This is a genomic window from Bacteroidota bacterium (genome assembly GCA_020161395.1).
Taxonomy (GTDB): domain Bacteria; phylum Bacteroidota; class Ignavibacteria; order Ignavibacteriales; family Ignavibacteriaceae; genus UTCHB3.
In genome coordinates, this window is sequence record JAIUOE010000007.1 from 173,262 (window position 1) to 190,495 (window position 17,234).

The 17,234-nt window shown below is 44.7% G+C and carries 11 protein-coding genes; 10 read left to right on the forward strand and 1 reads right to left on the reverse strand.

The genetic code is table 11. The annotated features are described in order from the left end of the window. The first annotated feature begins 67 nt into the window (after positions 1 to 67). The 7 genes from LCH52_12555 to LCH52_12585 all read left to right on the forward strand — a co-directional run bounded on the left by LCH52_12555 (position 68) and on the right by LCH52_12585 (position 13,634). Positions 68 to 1,102: a LacI family transcriptional regulator gene (locus LCH52_12555; protein MCA0389312.1), complete on the forward strand. Its 1,035-nt coding sequence runs from the start codon at positions 68 to 70 to the stop codon at positions 1,100 to 1,102. 43 nt (positions 1,103 to 1,145) lie between these two features. Continuing rightward, entirely contained in the window at positions 1,146 to 3,032 is a 1,887-nt protein-coding gene (locus tag LCH52_12560) for a T9SS type A sorting domain-containing protein (protein MCA0389313.1), read from the forward strand. Between the two features lie 115 nt (positions 3,033 to 3,147). Continuing rightward, the gene (locus LCH52_12565; GenBank protein ID MCA0389314.1) at positions 3,148 to 5,796 is read left to right on the forward strand and encodes a TonB-dependent receptor; all 2,649 of its coding nucleotides are present in this window, start codon (positions 3,148 to 3,150) and stop codon (positions 5,794 to 5,796) included. Positions 5,797 to 5,822: 26 nt separating this feature from the next. Beyond that, complete coding sequence (locus tag LCH52_12570) at positions 5,823 to 9,068, forward strand: hypothetical protein (protein ID MCA0389315.1); 3,246 nt, start codon at positions 5,823 to 5,825, stop codon at positions 9,066 to 9,068. An 11-nt stretch (positions 9,069 to 9,079) separates the two neighbouring features. Beyond that, on the forward strand, positions 9,080 to 10,093 hold the full coding sequence (locus LCH52_12575; GenBank protein MCA0389316.1) for a PorV/PorQ family protein: 1,014 nt from the start codon (positions 9,080 to 9,082) through the stop codon (positions 10,091 to 10,093). Positions 10,094 to 10,169: 76 nt separating this feature from the next. Next, on the forward strand, positions 10,170 to 11,552 hold the full coding sequence (locus LCH52_12580; GenBank protein ID MCA0389317.1) for a Tat pathway signal protein: 1,383 nt from the start codon (positions 10,170 to 10,172) through the stop codon (positions 11,550 to 11,552). Positions 11,553 to 11,561: 9 nt separating this feature from the next. Next, positions 11,562 to 13,634, forward strand: coding sequence for a beta-galactosidase (locus LCH52_12585; protein ID MCA0389318.1), 2,073 nt, complete (start codon positions 11,562 to 11,564; stop codon positions 13,632 to 13,634). On the opposite strand, the gene LCH52_12590 is transcribed toward LCH52_12585, so the two are convergent. Then, the gene (locus LCH52_12590; protein MCA0389319.1) at positions 13,615 to 14,607 is read right to left on the reverse strand and encodes an aldo/keto reductase; all 993 of its coding nucleotides are present in this window, start codon (positions 14,605 to 14,607) and stop codon (positions 13,615 to 13,617) included. The two genes, LCH52_12585 and LCH52_12590, sit on opposite strands and share 20 nt — an antisense overlap. Positions 14,608 to 14,824: 217 nt before the next feature. Between LCH52_12590 and LCH52_12595 the strand changes: the two genes are divergently transcribed. The 3 genes from LCH52_12595 (at position 14,825) to LCH52_12605 (ending at position 16,987) form a co-directional block, all read left to right on the forward strand. Next, on the forward strand, positions 14,825 to 15,061 hold the full coding sequence (locus LCH52_12595; GenBank protein MCA0389320.1) for a hypothetical protein: 237 nt from the start codon (positions 14,825 to 14,827) through the stop codon (positions 15,059 to 15,061). A gap of 58 nt (positions 15,062 to 15,119) precedes the next feature. Further along, positions 15,120 to 16,535, forward strand: a complete 1,416-nt coding sequence (locus LCH52_12600; GenBank protein ID MCA0389321.1) for a phage terminase large subunit — start codon at positions 15,120 to 15,122, stop codon at positions 16,533 to 16,535. A gap of 134 nt (positions 16,536 to 16,669) precedes the next feature. Next, positions 16,670 to 16,987 carry a hypothetical protein gene (locus LCH52_12605; GenBank protein MCA0389322.1) on the forward strand — a complete coding sequence of 106 codons (318 nt, stop codon included), beginning with the start codon at positions 16,670 to 16,672 and terminating at the stop codon, positions 16,985 to 16,987. Positions 16,988 to 17,234 lie beyond the last annotated feature (247 nt).

A 17,234-nucleotide genomic window follows, 5' to 3' on the forward strand; every position in this document is an offset into this window, starting at 1 on the left:
AATCAAAAATGTTTGTTAAATTGATCTTTGTAAACGCTTACATTTTTTTACAATTGAAACCAAGATCATGACCAGAAAAAACATCCATGAAGTCGCAAAATTGGCAGGGGTGTCGATAGCAACAGTATCGAGAGCTTTTAACAACAGCAAATTGATTAAGGATGCCACCAAGTCGAAGATCATGAAAATCGCTGAAGAGATAGACTACAAACCGAGTCCTCTTGCACGCGGACTTTCGACACAGATGACAGATACGATAGGAGTAATCATTCCTGACATTGCCGGCGAATTTTTTACCGACATCATTCATGGAATCGATGAAGAGGCTCACAGGTGGAACAAATTTATTATTGTTGCGAGTTCTCACAGCCAAAGAGACGCGGTGGAAACACTGATCGACTTTATGTCAAGTGGAAGAGTGGACGGAGTTATAATGATGGCTCCTCAGATTCACAGGGAAGTGCCCGAGATTATCGGCAAAAGCCGCAGACCTGTGGTGCTGATAAATTCACTGAACGATATCGACGAGGCAATCAGCATAAGCATCGACAATTATCAGGGCACGGTTGCCAATATCGAGCATCTGCTTGAACACGGGTATGAAAGAATTGCCATGATCAAAGGACCGAAAGACAACTGCGACGCCGAAGAGAGGTTTTTGGGTTATTCAGAGACGCTGCAGAAGCACGGAATCAACATTAATCCCAACTGGATAGTTGACGGTGACTTCACTGTCCGCTCCGGTTACTACGGTTTCATGAGGTTGATGACCCTGGCTGAGAAGCCACAGGCGATTTTTGCAGCAAACGACATGATGGCTCTGGGGGTTTACGAGGGAGCAAAAATTCTTAAGGTTGCGATTCCCGATGATATTGCCGTAACAGGATTTGATGACATCTATCTGAGCAGACTGTTGAGCCCGAGACTGACAACGGTTCACGCTCCGATTGAAGAGCTTGGTGGCAAGGCAGTGAGATACCTGTTAAAAGTTATAAACGGCGAGGTGAATCCGTTGGAAGCCTACCACGAAAAGCTTTCAACAGGGTTGATAATTGGCAATTCATGTGGCTGTTCCGGTGCAAATCCGTCACCATTATTCTAAATTTTTTAATCAATCAATCAGTAACAATCATACAGGAGAAAAGATGAAACAAGTAATAACAGCTTTGTTCATTCTTCTATTTGCAGTCAATTTATCAAACGCGCAAAGCGTAGTGCGCAGTGATGCCCTCTGGGGAAAGGTTGCTTTGGGTACCATTACCCTTGATGGTAACATGAATGAAGCCGACTGGGCAAAAGCCGACTCGGTGCAGGTTATCTATGGTCAGCCCGGTGCCCTGCCAACAAGTGGTTGGACATCGGAATTCAATGAGAATGCCATCACTGATCCGATTAGAGCGACGGTAAAATTCCTCGTTAAAGACCACTATCTCTATCTTGGATTCAAGATGCCCGACTCTTCTGTTGGTGGAATTGCTGACTGGGCAAGATGGGACGGAATCCTGATGAATATTCGTGACAAGGCAAGTCCGAACAGACCACTTCCCGCAACTGAATTTTTCTACACATGGTGGTACCTGAATGTACCTCAATATCTGCAGCCCGGAACACCACCCCGTTTCATCGGCAGATTTGGCAACTTCTCTGACACTACCAGAACTCCGGAACAGAGAGCTGCATGGGATGCCGGCTACAGAACCATCGGTGGTGTATCGTGCGATGATACCACTCCAGATCAGGGATGGGAAGTTGAGATGAAAATAGATGTCGCATTGCTTGGCTATGATATCACACGCTCTACAGGCGACATTATTCAGTTAAACTTTTCTATATGGGATTGTGACTGGGTTTACGGAAGTGTGCCTTCGAGAATAAGCACAGCAAGAGCATACTATCAGTATCCATGGGGAAATGCAAACGGTGCAAACGCTGCCAGAATTTATGCAAAACCCGATGTTACTGTGAATACAACCAACCCTCCTCTCGCTCCGGTTGAATACACCTTCTATAACGGCTCCAACAAACCTGCTCCGGTAATCGATGGCAACCTTGACGAAGAAGTATGGAGAGGCGCTCAGGAACTGGTAATCGGATGGGATGATACTTTAACAAGAGCTGCATACCCCGGAATTGGACCTTATCAGAGTGGACAGTATCAGCCCGAGCTTGTCGCCGGTAGCAGACCACCTGTTGTAGATCCCGGATATGTAAAAATAAAATATTTCCACAGAGACGGATTCCTTTATTTTGGTGCCGATTTCAACGATCAGCTTATTCAGGGAACCAGCATGTTTGATGCGGTCGACGGTTTTGCTACCATACTTATAGATCGTGATTCCCGTGCTTCAGACAATGCACTTGAGTCAAGAATGCTCCGGCTCTCTTTCGATTCAACAGGTGCGCTCAAGCCGGGTGACTATATGCAGACACTTCTCGATTCCACACAATCTGCTTATGCCTTCCAGTTGAAAGGTGCGTCAACCATAAACAACAACAACGATGTTGACGACGGTTATGTGATTGAAGGAAAAATTCAGTTGACGGGACTTCTGGGCTATCCTCAGGATCTTGGTGACAGGAGTCTGTTCTTTGGAACAGTACTTTATGATGGTGATTCATTCACAGATCCTGCGTTAAACTATGGAACAAGAACCTGGTTTATGCGTGAGCATGCCGGCGGACCCGCCCTTGCATGGGTTTACCTAAGCAATGATGGTGTGGTCGGTGTGGAAGATGAATTTACAGGAATACCTTCATCGCTTGAACTTTATGGGAACTACCCCAATCCGTTTAATCCTTCAACCAGAATCAAGTTTTCCGCTCCTCAGTCAGGTCAGGCTGAAGTGCTGGTTTACAATTCTCTGGGACAGCTTGTAAGCAGGCAAATGATTAATGCGATTGCCGGCGCGCAGGAAATCAATTTTGATGCAAGAGGACTTACTTCAGGTGTATATCTCTATAAAGTCAACTTTAAAAATGCATCAAATGGCGGCATTTCGTCAGCATCAGGCAAAATGATTTTGATGAAGTAGTTTTTTCGGTCCAAAGTGCAGATAAATGAGTGCAGAGAAAGAGAAATATTTCTCTGCACACTGCACAATCGGCTTATATATGACAGTTTCAAACCACTTATGAACTGGTGAAAAAATGAAAAAAACCGGCTACAAATTTTTTCCGGTAATTCTGCTGATTTTTATGGTTCTGATTTCCGGGCTGGTAAATGCTCAAACAGCGGGAAAACTTGCCGGCAGGGTGACCGATGAAAACGGTCAGCCACTCATCGGCGCCACTGTTATCGTTGAAGGCACCAATAAGGGAGCAGTGACGGATTATGACGGGTACTATACGATTCTAAATCTTCGAGCCGGAACCTACTCCGTTGAGTTCAGATATACCGGCTTTCAGTCGAAAAAAGTTGAAGCTATCGCAGTTTCAACAGATCAAACCACAAAAATTGATGTAAAACTTCAGAGTACATCGTTCACCACCGAAACAATTGTTGTTACTGCAGAAAAACCCCTTGTGGAGTTTAATCAGACCTCCTCCGTGGTAAATGTTTCGAAGGATGAAATAGAACTTTTGCCTGTTCAGGATCTCGGACAAATAGTAAACCTTCAGGCGGGTGTTGTGGATGGTCACTTCAGGGGCGGAAGACTCGGCGAGGTTCAGTATCAGGTGGATGGTGTTTCGATTAACAACCCGTTCAACAACTCTGCCACACTTCTTCTTGATAAATCGGTGTTGCAGGAGGTCCAGATTATCTCCGGAACATTCGATGCTAAATACGGGCAGGCAATGTCTGGAGTTGTGAATGCTGTTCTTAGGTCGGGAGATGACAATTTTGAATGGTCGGGAGAATTTTACGGCGGAAGTTTTTATACAACAGACAATCAGAGATATCCTGATGCTGACAAGCTCCGTCCCCTTGGCATTCAGAATTATCAACTGACACTTTCCGGTCCGACAGGTTTACCACAGACAACTTTCCTTGTTTCAGGAAGAAGATATGCCGGTGACGGATATCTCTACGGAACGAGAAGATTCATGCCGACAGATAAAAACGATCTCGAAGCTAAAATCTTCAGACCATCCGGAGACAACGAACTTGTACCGATGAATACCACCCGGGAGTGGAGCGGGCAGTTCAAACTTACCAACACTTCGATAAAGAACATGATTTTGAGCTATCAGGCGATCATGAACTCAATCGAAGCATACTACTACAATTTTGGTCTCCGTCTGAATCCCGACGGGAATAAACCAAACAACACCGTATCTGTCTCTCATGGCGTCGATTTTACTCACACACTGTCGCCAGAAATGTTTTATAAAGTGAGTGTAAGGCAGAACTACTTCGACTACAAGTCATATAAATATGAATCGGTTTTTGATCCCGGTTACCTGGCTGCAGGCGAGTTCAAGAGTGACAACAATTATGAACTCGGCGCAATAGTCCAGGGTGTTGATCTTGGAAGGTATATCCAAAAAACGAACACCATAATAGCAAAGGCTGATTTTACCTGGCAGATCAACAGGCACAACCTGCTCGAGGCAGGGGTTGAGGGACAGATTTCAGACATCCAGTTTGGTTCGCCCGGTTTCCTGCAGATGACTATTGTAAACGGAGTATCGACTCTTGTTGCGAAAGACCAGCCTGTGCTTATTACCGATCCGAGAATAAACCAGTATTTCCCGAAACAATATGCACTCTATCTTCAGGACAGGATTGAGTTGGGAGATCTGGTTGTCAGAGCCGGACTGAGAGCTGAGTATTATGATGCAAACGCTGAAGTACCAAGTGATCTTTCGAACCCCGCCAACTCCATTTCGGGTGCACCGAAGTCGGTATTGAAACCGACAACTGTAAAATTTGCGTTGGCACCGAGACTTGGGTTCAGTTTCCCGCTTACTGCCATGTCTTCAGTCTACTTTGCTTACGGGCACTTTTATCAGATGCCCGGACTTGCCGATCTCTACTCAAATTCGAACTACACCATCCTGAGAGACCTTCAGGACGGCGGCATTTCGTATGGAACAATGGGAAATCCGGACCTCAGACCGCAACTTACTGTGCAGTATGAAGGTGGTTTGAAACAGGCTTTCAGTCAGGTTTTTGGTGGTGAACTTACAGTGTTTTACAAGGATATAAGAGACCTTCTGGGTGCAGAATTCATTTCCACCTATGCCGCTGCAGACTACCCAAGGCTGACAAACATCGACTTCGGCTCGGTATATGGTTTCACACTTGCGTTTGAGATGAGGAAACTTGGTCCCGTTACGGCATCTGTTGACTACACCATGCAATATGCACGGGGAAATGCAAGCGACCCTTATGAGACCGCCAACAGAGCGGCTGCCGGGAAAGACCCGAGACCAAGAGATATTCCATTTGGATGGGATCAGAGACATACTCTTAATTTCACCGCTGTTTATCTGCAGCCGAACGATTACACAATATCGGCAATTCTTCGTATTGGAAGTGGTATGCCATACACCCCCGCAATCGGGACGGGCTTCAATGCCGACCTCGAAACAAACTCCGGAAGAAAAGACGGGTATGCGATTCTCGATATCAGAGCTGAAAAATACTTTGAACTTTCCTTCATAAATCTTAGTGTTTTCGCAAGAATGACCAATGTGCTGGGTACAAATTTCGTGAACGGATTTGTATTCGCAAACACGGGAAGTCCTGATTACTCTGTAAATTCATTTGCCGACAGGGCAGCACTTCTTAACCCGGGCAGATTTTACGAGCCGAGAAAAATTGAGATTGGCATCTCTTTCAGGAGTAAATAATTATGCGGAAAAGTGGAGATCTTAATATGAATTCAAAAAATAAAATCTTTCGACCGGGAAGGTTCCAATTCTTTCTCCTGATGATTATGGCACCCGTCGTTCTTTTTGCACAGGTTCCCCCGGAACTCAGGGGCAGAATAGATGCGGAAAGAATGGGGCAGCACGACTTCAACAACATCAGAACCCGGTTCTTTAACTATGGAATGGTTGGCGATTATCCTCCCGATCCTCTGAAAGTTGACCTGACGGTATTCCATTCAGTCGAAATTCCAAAAGGTTCGGGTGAAAACTATACTGATGGTATTACACCTTTTGTTTTGGCAAAGGTTATGCAGGAAAATGGAAAAGTTGCCTACATGATGCAATCGGGATACCGTGAGAGACAGACTCAGAGTCCGCTCACAGGAAAGACAATGCGATATGAACCAAGACCCGGATATCACCAGGATGATCCGACGATAAATGTGGGGCGGTCGGTTGCGATGTCCAATGATCCCAGAACCTGGCCCGACAAGTGGATCGACAAGATGAATGATGCCACAGACCCCGGTTGGGGAGGTTCGTGGAACGGCTATTTCGGAAAGGTTCCTAAACTTGAGATGCAGGAAAGTTTCACCGTGATGGATGATAACTTTTACGATGCCTGGGATTATTACCCCGACAGCCGCGACCGTACCAGAAGAGGGCTTGGTTTAAGAATAGAACAAAGAGGCTTCCAGTGGAACAACCCGCAGGCGTCCGATGTTATTTTCTTCCATTATGATATCACCAATGAAAGTACGACCGACTATAATGACAACATTATTTTCGGGCTCTACATGGACTCGGGTGTTGGCGGTTCCGGAAAAGGGAAGGATCCATATCCTGAATCTGACGATGACAACGCCTACTTCACGAAGGAAGAGGGAATAAACCTCGTTTACACATGGGACTACTACGGTAACGGGGTTAAGGGTCCGACAGGTTATCTCGGATATTCATATCTTGAAACACCCGGAAATCAGTATGACGGCAAGGATAACGATAAAGACGGTATTAAGGATGAGAAAAGAGACAGCGGACCAGGCACACTGATTACCGGGCAGGACAATATTCGTGCGTATGCTTCTGCAAATTATACCCTTGCAGATTTCCAAGCAACATACGGTCCACTCGAGAGCAGACCTGCTTTTAAAAGAGGTCTTTGGTGGACAGGTGATGAGGATATGGACTGGGTTGGCGAGTACAACGACACGGGTGCTGACGGTCTTTTTGGAACCAGCGATGCGGGCGAAAATGACGGTATACCGACAAACGGTGAACCGGGCTTCGATAAAGTTGATATCGATGAATCGGATCAGGTTGGTCTGACCGGATTCAAGTTTAACAGAATAAATGATCCGGCTGGTGGTGGACAGACAGACAACATCGTCTTTTTTGATGACGGAAGAGGCTGGCCCGAGAGACTTTACAAGAATTTCTCCGATCCTGATTCCTCTTTTGATGCAGCGATTACCAGAACCAACCTGAACATCGGATTTTTGTTTGCCTCAGGTCCATTCAAACTCCCTGCCGGAAAGACAGAGAGATTCAGTCTTGCCCTTGCATTTGGACGCGATCTTAGGGAACTCAAGAACAATGTGAAGATAGTCGGCAAAATCTATAAAGCCAACTATCAGTTTGCAGTTCCGCCTCCAACTCCGACTCTTACAGGATTTGCCGGAGATGGTTATGTTGAACTCTCCTGGGACGAAGCTGCCGAAAGAGCTTTCGATCCTGTAACAAGTGAAAATGATTTCGAAGGTTACAAGATTTACAGAAGCACTGATCCAAACTTTAATGACATCAAAACGATTTACAGTGGTACGGGAACAGAACCGATGCCATTCGGAAGAGCTCTTGCGCAATTTGATTTAAAGGACAAGGTTCTTGGCTACTCGAAAACCACAGTTAAGGGTGTTGCCTACTATCTGGGTGATGACACAGGAATCAGGCATACATACCGCGACACAACTGCCGTTAACGGTCAGAAGTATTACTATGCTGTTGTTGCATATGACAAGGGATCCGATTCGTTGGAATTGTATCCGTCTGAGAATGCTTATTCGGTCACGCAGACACTTCGCGGCGGTACCGTTCTCCCGAAAAATGTTATTGAAATGGTGCCGAATCCAAACAGCATGGGATATGTTCCTGCAAAAACCGAGAACATAGTTCACAGCCAGGGAAATGGTTTCGGAAGTGTGACGGTGAAAGTTGTAAACCCGGCAGAAGTGCCTGATAATCATCTATTCAAACTGACATTCTTCGGTCAGGATGACAGCGTGAAAGCCGAAATGTACAGGTTTATTGATGAGACCGCCGGAGATACTCTCTTCAGACTGGGTTACGACTTTAAGGGCGAGGGCTCGGGACCCACAGCGCTTGGTTTGCTCCCCGTGGTTACCTCGATTGACACATTTAAAGTTGATTCTTCAAAGACCGGATTTGTTGCCGGAAGTCCAACAAATGCTTCACTTGCAATCAGGTACAGCGCTGTCAGACCAATCAACCTCAAACGCCCGGGTTATCCGGAGAACTTGAGAATCGAATTCAGCGACCAGGTGCTCGACACTTCCAAGGCATTCCCGGGATTCCAGGCCAAACCTGCGATGTTCAGAATTACCGCAATGAAAGCAGATGGCAGTGAATCGAAGCTGAACTTCAAGTTCTTCGACAAAAACAATTCGAAGACGCTTGATCAACCCGATGATTATATCGAGATTCAGACTTATCAGACAAAAGCTCCGACTGTTGCAATACCGACCTGGAATATCAGGCTTGATACAGTAGGACAGTGGCAGAGAGGACCTCTTGTCCCACCGACAAAAGGTGACGAGTACCGTTTTGTGATCAATAAACCGCTTGGCAGTCAGGATGAATTTACTTTCAGATCGATTGGTCAAAAGTTTGATCAAAACCTGGCTAACAGTCAGTTCAACAACAAACCGTATGTTGTTCCCAATCCTTATGTGGCTGCAGCATCTTTCGAACCCCAAAGATTTGGTGTTCAGGGAAGAGGCGAGAGAAAACTTGAATTCAGGAATCTCCCTCCAAACTGCACCATAAGAATTTATACAGTGACAGGTGAACTTGTTCAGACACTTCAACACGATGGAAATATCTTAAACGGCTATATTCCCTGGGATCTTCGAACAAAAGATAACCTTGAAGCAGCACCGGGTCTTTATATCTTCCATGTGGATGCGGGTCAGTCGGGTGTACACACCGGTAAATTCGCAATAGTGAAGTAGGAGAGACAAAAATGAAAAAGATAACAATTATCACAGCGTTCTTTTTGGTTCTTTCCTCCGTCCTGCTTTATTCGCAGAGCAAGGCGGGAACCACAATAGCTCAATTTCTGAAGATTGAACCGAGCGCAAGGGCAGCAGCTTTGGGAAATGCAGGTACCGCACTTTTTGGTGAGGCAACTTCGCTCTATTACAATCCCGCAAGTCTTGGGCGACTTGACAAACTTGATGTTCAGTTTACCTACAACAAATGGATTGCAGACATCAACTACAACTATGCAGTTGCTGCCGTTCCGATTCAGGGACTGGGAACACTGGCACTTCAGATGACCTCCCTTAACTCGGGTGAGATGGATGTGAGAACAGTGGAGCAACCGCTCGGAACGGGTGAGAGGTTCAGCGTCACCAATTTCGCACTCGGTCTCGGGTATGGTATCATGCTCACAGACCGCGTTTCTGTCGGGCTTCAGATGACATATTATCAGGAATCGATCTGGCATTCCAACCTTTCCGGATTCGCCCTCAACATCGGGGTGCAGTACCAGGTTGAGGTAGACGGTCTGACGATTGGAGCCGCTCTTATGAATTTTGGTCCGAGAGCCAAATATGAGGGGAGGGATGCCTATGTCAATTTCGATTTCGACCCGAAGAAATATGGAGACAACGATCAGTTGCCTGCCGAGCTCAGGATGGATGAGTGGGGTCTTCCTACTGCCTTCAGAGTTGGTATGTCATATCCCGTGAAATTCACCAAAGACTATAAACTTATTCTTTCTGTCGATGGATTTCATCCCAATGACAATAACGAAAGCATAAGTCTTGGCGGTGAGTTTCAGATACTCGATCTGGTTTACCTGAGAGGCGGATACAGAAACCTTTTTCTTCCTTCTCTCGAAGGTGGTGCCGTTCTCGGGGGTGGTGTAAAAGCATCAATCTCCGGAGGGTACACAGTCAGGTTCGATTATGCATGGGCTGACTACGGAAGGCTCGATCAGGCTCACCGTTTCACTTTCAGTGTCGGTTTCTGATCTCTATAATTATTGATTTATTCCACCGCCGGGCAGTCCCCGGCGGTTTTGTTATAATTACAACCCGGACGATGAAATGAGATTATTACTTTTATTACCACTTGTTTTCCTTATTAGCGGCTGCTCCGTGGCTCAAAATACTTATATGCCCGAGAAGTATGTAAAATATCAGAACATTCCTCAAGTGCAAAAGGATTTCCTCGATTCACTTCAGAGGGAGACATTTCAATATTTTCTTCACGAGATGAATCCTGAAAACGGCCTGGTTAAAGACCGTTCTGCTGACTGGTCACCGGCAAGTATGGCTTCCACAGGTTTTGCTGTGCCTGTTTGGGCTATCGGTGCAGAAAAGGGATGGATAACAAAGGAGTACGCAGCTAAGGTCACTCTCAATCTGATCAATTTTCTTCTTGGGAGTGTACAAAGTGCGGAAGTTGACGCTACCGGTTACAAAGGTTTTTATTATCACTTTGTCGATATGAAAAAGGGGAAAAGGGAGTGGAAATGTGAGTTGTCGACTATTGATTCAGGGCTCCTTTTTGCCGGACTCATCTTCGCAAGAAACTACTACAGTGGTGACAACGAAACGCATCGTGCAATCCGGGAAGGTGTCACAAAAATTCTGGAGCGGGCTGAATGGGATTTCTTCACTATCAACAATTCCAAGAGTGATTACCACAACGGTTTGAGTATGGGCTGGCATCCTGAAAAGAGTGAACTGATAGATCATTGCTGGTGGGGTTACAACGAAGCGATTGTAATTTTTGTAATAGCTGCCGGCTCCAATTCAAAAGATTACGGAAAAACATATGACCGCTGGTTGAGAGACTACAAATGGGAGACTCCATATCCGGGACTTGGTCATTTTATATTTCCGCCACTCTTCGGGCACCAGTATTCTCACCTCTTCCTCGATTTCCGAGGAATTTATGACAGTAAAACGGGAGAAAAGGGGATAGACTACTGGGAGAATACCCGCAGGGCCACTTATGTTCAGCAGATATTTGGCAAAGAAAACCCCAGGAAATGGGCCGGTTTCGATGAGTTTACATGGGGTCTTACTGCATGTGACGGGCCCGGTGAAAAGTACAATAAAAACGGATACAAGTTCATCGATTATTCAGCCCGGGGGTTCAGTATGCCCGGCATGGACTGGAACGACGACGGAACCATAGCTCCCACAGCGGCAGGGGGTTCGATTCCATTTGCTCCCGAGATTACTATTCCCACCCTCATGAACATGAAGTATAAATACGGCAGTTCGGGGCTTTGGGGAAAGTATGGCTTTCAGGATGCATTCAATCCCACGGCAGGTTGGGTGGCACAGGATTGTATCGGTATTGATCAGGGACCCATAATCCTGATGATCGAAAACTACAAAAATGACTTTGTATGGGAGTATTTTATGAAAGACCCCGTAATTAAAAAAGGACTTGAAAATCTTGGTTTTACGAGATAAGGAATTACAATGAAAAAGATTGATCTAAGCGGACAGTGGCAGTATATAACTGATGAACACTCTCAGAAGACTTTGGAAGAAGTATCTGCCGGTTTTTTTTCGGGAGTTAACATAGCACAGGCTGACCTCCCTTCAAACTGGGAGCTTCATGGTTTAAGGAACTTCAACGGCACAGTCTGGTACAGCCGGGAAGTGGAGATAGACAAATTACCCGCCGGCACTTCTGTATTTTTAAGATTTGAGGGAGTCGATTATTTCTGTGAAGTCTACTTCAACGGTGTATTTTGTGGAAGGCATGAGGGTTACTTTGCAGGCTTTTATGTGGAATTGCCTAAAAATGTTCCACACTCAGGTAAGAATCTGCTCATCGTAAAGGTTACCTCCCCTCACGAAGAGCCGGGTGAAGTATGGCCCCTCAAAAAAAGATTGATAAAGGGGGTGCTCAATCACCATGACTGCAGGCCCGGTGGATGGGATATGGAGAAGGGACAAAACGCAAACACCGGCGGTATATGGAATTCGGTATCGTTGATAATTTCTTCGGGGATTGTTCCCGCGAGAGTGAAAGTAAGTTATGAATTTTATAATGAAACAGAATGCGGACTGAATATCAAATTAAAACTTCTTGCCGGAGACGGGGAAGTAAAAAAAGATGAACTGAAGGCAGTGATAATAACACCCCAATGGGAGGTGATTGAGATAAAGCGAAATCCCGTCTTTTCTCACGGAGTTAACAAGATTTCACTGATAACGAAGATATCAAATCCTCAACTTTGGTACCCCTGGGACACAGGAGAACAGAATCTGCACGAACTGGTGCTCTACTACGGAAATGAAGAAATATTCAGGGAGCATTTCGGTATCAGGAGGGTTGAGCTTGATAAAGACAAACGGTTCTATATTAACGGGAAGGAATTGTTTCTAAGAGGTACTAATGTAATTCCTGAGCAACTTCTCTCCTCTCTTTCGGTTGAAAGAATAGACGGGATGGTGGACCTGATAAAAAATGCCAACATCAATATCGTCAGGGTTCACGCCCACATTACTAGAAAAGAATTTTACACAGCCTGTGACAAAGCAGGAATCATGATATGGCAGGATTTTCCATTGCAGTGGACATATGATGAATCATCGGAATTTGCTTCAACGGCAATAAAACAGATAAAGGAGATGGTAAACTCATTCTACAATCATCCTTCAATCGCTTTTTGGTGCTGTCAAAATGAACCGGGGGAGCAAGTGGAAACCCTCGATATGCACCTCGAGAAAGCAGTCAGGGAGGAGGACTCATTAAGAATCATTAGAAGAGCCTCCAATTACGAGGAGCATCCATATGACGGCTGGTACTGGGGTACATGGGAGCATTATGCCGGAGCACCAATGGGACCTCTCGTTACAGAGTTCGGAGCACAAGCCCTGCCTGCTCCCGAGTCACTTGGAAAGTTTCTGAAATCGGTGCAACCACCGTACGACTGGAGAGAATGGCAATATCACAATTTTCAACCCGATCAGACATTTAATATTGCAGGTATTGAACAGGGGAGCACGCTAAGTGCATTTGTGGATAATTCACAGGATTACCAGGCACACCTGCTCTCATTTGCGATTCACCAGTACCGCAGAAGAAAAGGGAAAGGAATAACGGGAGCATTTCAGTTTTTCTTCATGGATTGCTGGGAATCGATAAGCTGGTCGATTATCGATTATTATGGTGTTCCTAAAAAAGGATATGAGGCGGTAAGGAAAGCTTTTGATCCTCTGCTCCTCTCTGTGTTTTTGAGGCAGGAAAAATTCTTTCCCGGGAGCATGCTCAATTTTGAGATTTGGGTAATCAATGACAAGTATGAGGAGTACGACTATTGCAGAATTGAGTTGTTACTCAACGGTTCCCTGGTTGCTGAGATCGATAATTTTGTTATTGGATGTAACTCCAGTCTGCATTTTGGACAGGATTACTTCAACAAAATCCCGGTTCCCGGGAACACGGCAAAAGGTGATGCAGTCTTCGATGTGATTCTTTATTCAGGTGATCAGGTTCTCAGAAAAGAGAGCTTTAATGTTACTATCCGAGAGCTTTCATGAGTTCGGTAATGGTGTAAAGTTCATCCCGGTAGAGTTGTTTTATCAGGCTGTCCAGTTTTTCATTAAAAGGTCGAATCGCATTTATGTTTTCGACTGTCTGACTCTCTGTTTTTATTCCGGGGATAATTGTGGAGATACCTTTTTGCCATAATGGGAAACTCATTGCAAGTTCCAGTGGACGCATTCCTTCATTTGCAGCCGAAGAATGCAACGGTTTTAATTTTTCGTTTACGAGGGAAATAAAATCACCTGTCAATCTGAATGACCGGTGGTCGGTCGATTCGAATTCCCGGTTGGGGTTCATTTTCCCGGTGAGCAGTCCGAACTGAATGACCATTCTGGCTATAACCGCTGAGCCATTCTGTTCTGCATCATTAATCAAGTCGAGAGCCTTTTGATTGATTATGTTAAAAACCACCTGATAACTGCTGCACAAGCCTGTGGATTTTAGGAAATCGTACTCGGGGTAAGGATCGAAAGTATTCAGCGAAATTCCCCAGTATCTGATCTTTCCCTGTTCCTTCAGTCGCTCCATGGCTTCAATGCACTCTCCCTGCTGAAGGTGTATTACTTTTGCAGAGTGGAGCTGATAAAGGTCGATTTCGTTTCGTTGAAGTCTTTTTAGACTTTTTTCACATGCGGATATGATATGAGATTTACTGTAATCAAGCAGAATTGTATCGTCGTCACCCACGCGGTGCCCGACTTTAGTGGCGATGATTACATCCCTTACATTCCGGAATGATTTACCGATTATCTCTTCCGACCTTCCCAAACCATAAAAATCGGCAGTATCATAAAAATTTACACCCATATCATAAGCCTTCAGCAATGCCTTTTGTGATGTTTCATCATCAGTTTCACCCCATCCGATTGGAATGTTCCCGATTTTTATCGCACCACCAATTCCCCAGGCTCCAAATCCTGTTTCGCTGACGAGTAAATCTGTGTTCCCGAATTTCCTGTAGTTCATTTGAGTTTTGTTTCTTTTATGGTAAATAAGTGAAATGAAGAAGCAGGGATTACTGTTTCTCAGAGTCCGCACAATGGAAAAATACCCGTTTCCAAAATAAAGTTAAGGAAAAATTGATTATATAAAAAGTATGAACTTAATGATTGTTCTTTTCGCTAATCTTGAATTTCATTCTCAAAACAGTTACTTTTGAACTATTTCAAACCGGCAGGAGAAAATGGTGAGTAAAAGAGGAGGGAGTATTCTGGAGAAAGAAGCGGACAGATCAATCGGTTTTCTTGTTTCCGTGAGGGAGGGGGAAGTGGAGGGGAAAAATCTAAACCACAGAATATCTGCGGCTAAAATACTGATTGACAAGGTATATCCATCGGGTGGAGATAAAAAGAATGACCAGTCAGGGGTTTTACGAATAGAAGTAGTGGATCTTGCCTCTGAATTAAAAGCGGGTGAGTGAGAATTCGATGGGGAAATTGCGGGTTGAACGAATTTCACTTCTTCCAAAACAGAAACTGTTGAAGTCACTGATAGAAGAAAGCAGATATTCGTGGATTGGTTATGGAGGAGCGAGGGGTGGAGCAAAAAGTTTTGCCATCAGAGAGATAGCATTGATACTCGGGCTTGATCCAAAATATGCATTGCGGTCTTTGATTTTCAGGCGGTATTCAAAGGAATTGCTGAAGAATCACATCCTGCCCCTTTACGAAAGACATTCAAAACTGATGGAAAACTACAACAAATCGGAGAAGATACTCTACTCACCGGACGGGACGCCCATAATTCAGTTCGGTTATGCCGACAGTGAATCCGATATCTATTCATTTCAGGGATTTGAGTATGATGTCGTGTTCGTCGATGAAGCCACCCATTGTACTCCCCACCAGTTGCGGTTTCTGAAAACTTCGAACCGTAGTCTGAAAGAGGGGTTTACTCCCAAAATGGTTCTAACCATGAATCCCGGCGGCACTTCACATTCATACCTTAAAAGACTTTTTATCGATAAAAAATATGACGGGAATGAGGATCCCTCTGATTTCTTCTTTATCCAGTCATACTTGTGGGATAATGTTTTCTGGTCTCTGAAGAACCTGCAAAAAGAGGGGATATCAATTAGTGAATATTACAATAGATGGACCGAGCAGGAACGAAGGGATTATTGCATCAAAAAGAGTACATATGCTGCAAATTTGAAGTCACTTCCCACTGAATTAAGGATGGCTTATTTATACGGTGACTGGGAGGTTTTTGGTGGGATGTTTTTCAAGAATTTTGACAGGAAACAGCAGGTAATCAAACCGTTTACACTACCATCCGACTGGGCGTTGACGGGAAGTATAGATCCCGGGTTCCATTCTCCCTGTTCATTTGGTCTGACAGCCCGGGATTTCGAAGGGAAATATTACAGGATTTTCACCTATTACGAGAAACAGAGAACGCCCCTGGATCACGCGAATGCAATTTCTCAATTGCTTAAAAATGACCCCGCTCTTTTATCAATCACTGGAGGGAAGATACCTTCGATGATTGTTGCGGGAAATGACGCCTTTGCTAAAAAAGAGAGATATTCAGTGGTTTCCCACGAGAATACTTTCGCCGATGTTTTTGCAGCAAACGGACTTTTTCTGTCTCCAGCTTTCACAGGCAGAAAGACAGGGTGGTGGTCATGGAAAAGTCTTTTTCCTTCAGAAGGGAAAACACCCTCCTACTTTATATTTGACGGACTTAACACTCCTCTGATTGATGAAATGATGTCGGCTGTGTACGATTCAAATGATCCCGAAGATATTTCCGGAAAAGGAAATGATCCCTCAATCGCTGATCATGCACTTGACGAGCAGAGGTATGGTATAATGGCACTTTTCAGACCGGAAGGGACAAAGAAATCGGAACCACATGCCCGATTTTCTGACGACATCAACACCGGATTTTAGTTTTTGAGCCTGTATTTGTGAGAGAACTCACATGAGGTCGTTTTCGGCGGCAAAATCGAAAAAATAACTGTCTTTAATTAGATTTGTTTATTATTTTTGTCCAACCTTATTACGACAATTCTGAAAGTATTCATATGCTCTCATACATCATTCTACTCGTCTCCGCGATCGCAATATTTAACATTTTGTTTATTGTTTTTTCGAAGGTGACCTCCAACAGGAAATTCAGACGCGAACAGCTTGAACTCGCGAGAATTACCACACAGGAAGCGGTTGTCAGAGAGAGAATAGAAGAAACTGAAACGGAAAAGAATTTGACCGCGAATTCTTTCAAAGCCAGAGGATGGGAGCTCTTGTCAGCAGAAATTCCACCGGCACCCCAGCGAAACAGGAATATGAACACTTCCTCTTCAATGGTTTTTTCAAGGGTCACATCAGAACATTTTAGATAAAAATCTCGTTATATGCGACTGATGCGCCACTTACTATTTCTTCACATCAGAACATTTTAGATAAAAAATCAGGCTGTCTCAAAAGGCAGCCTTTTTTTTGTTCGAACCCACCTGGGTGTAAAAAAAAAGGTTGCCACTTTCGTGACAACCTTTTTCAATTTTTGTTTGAGATCGATTGGCTATTGTAACTGCCATGTGAAGTCGGGGAGTTCATCCTTGTATGACTTCAGGTTGATCTCTCCCTGCC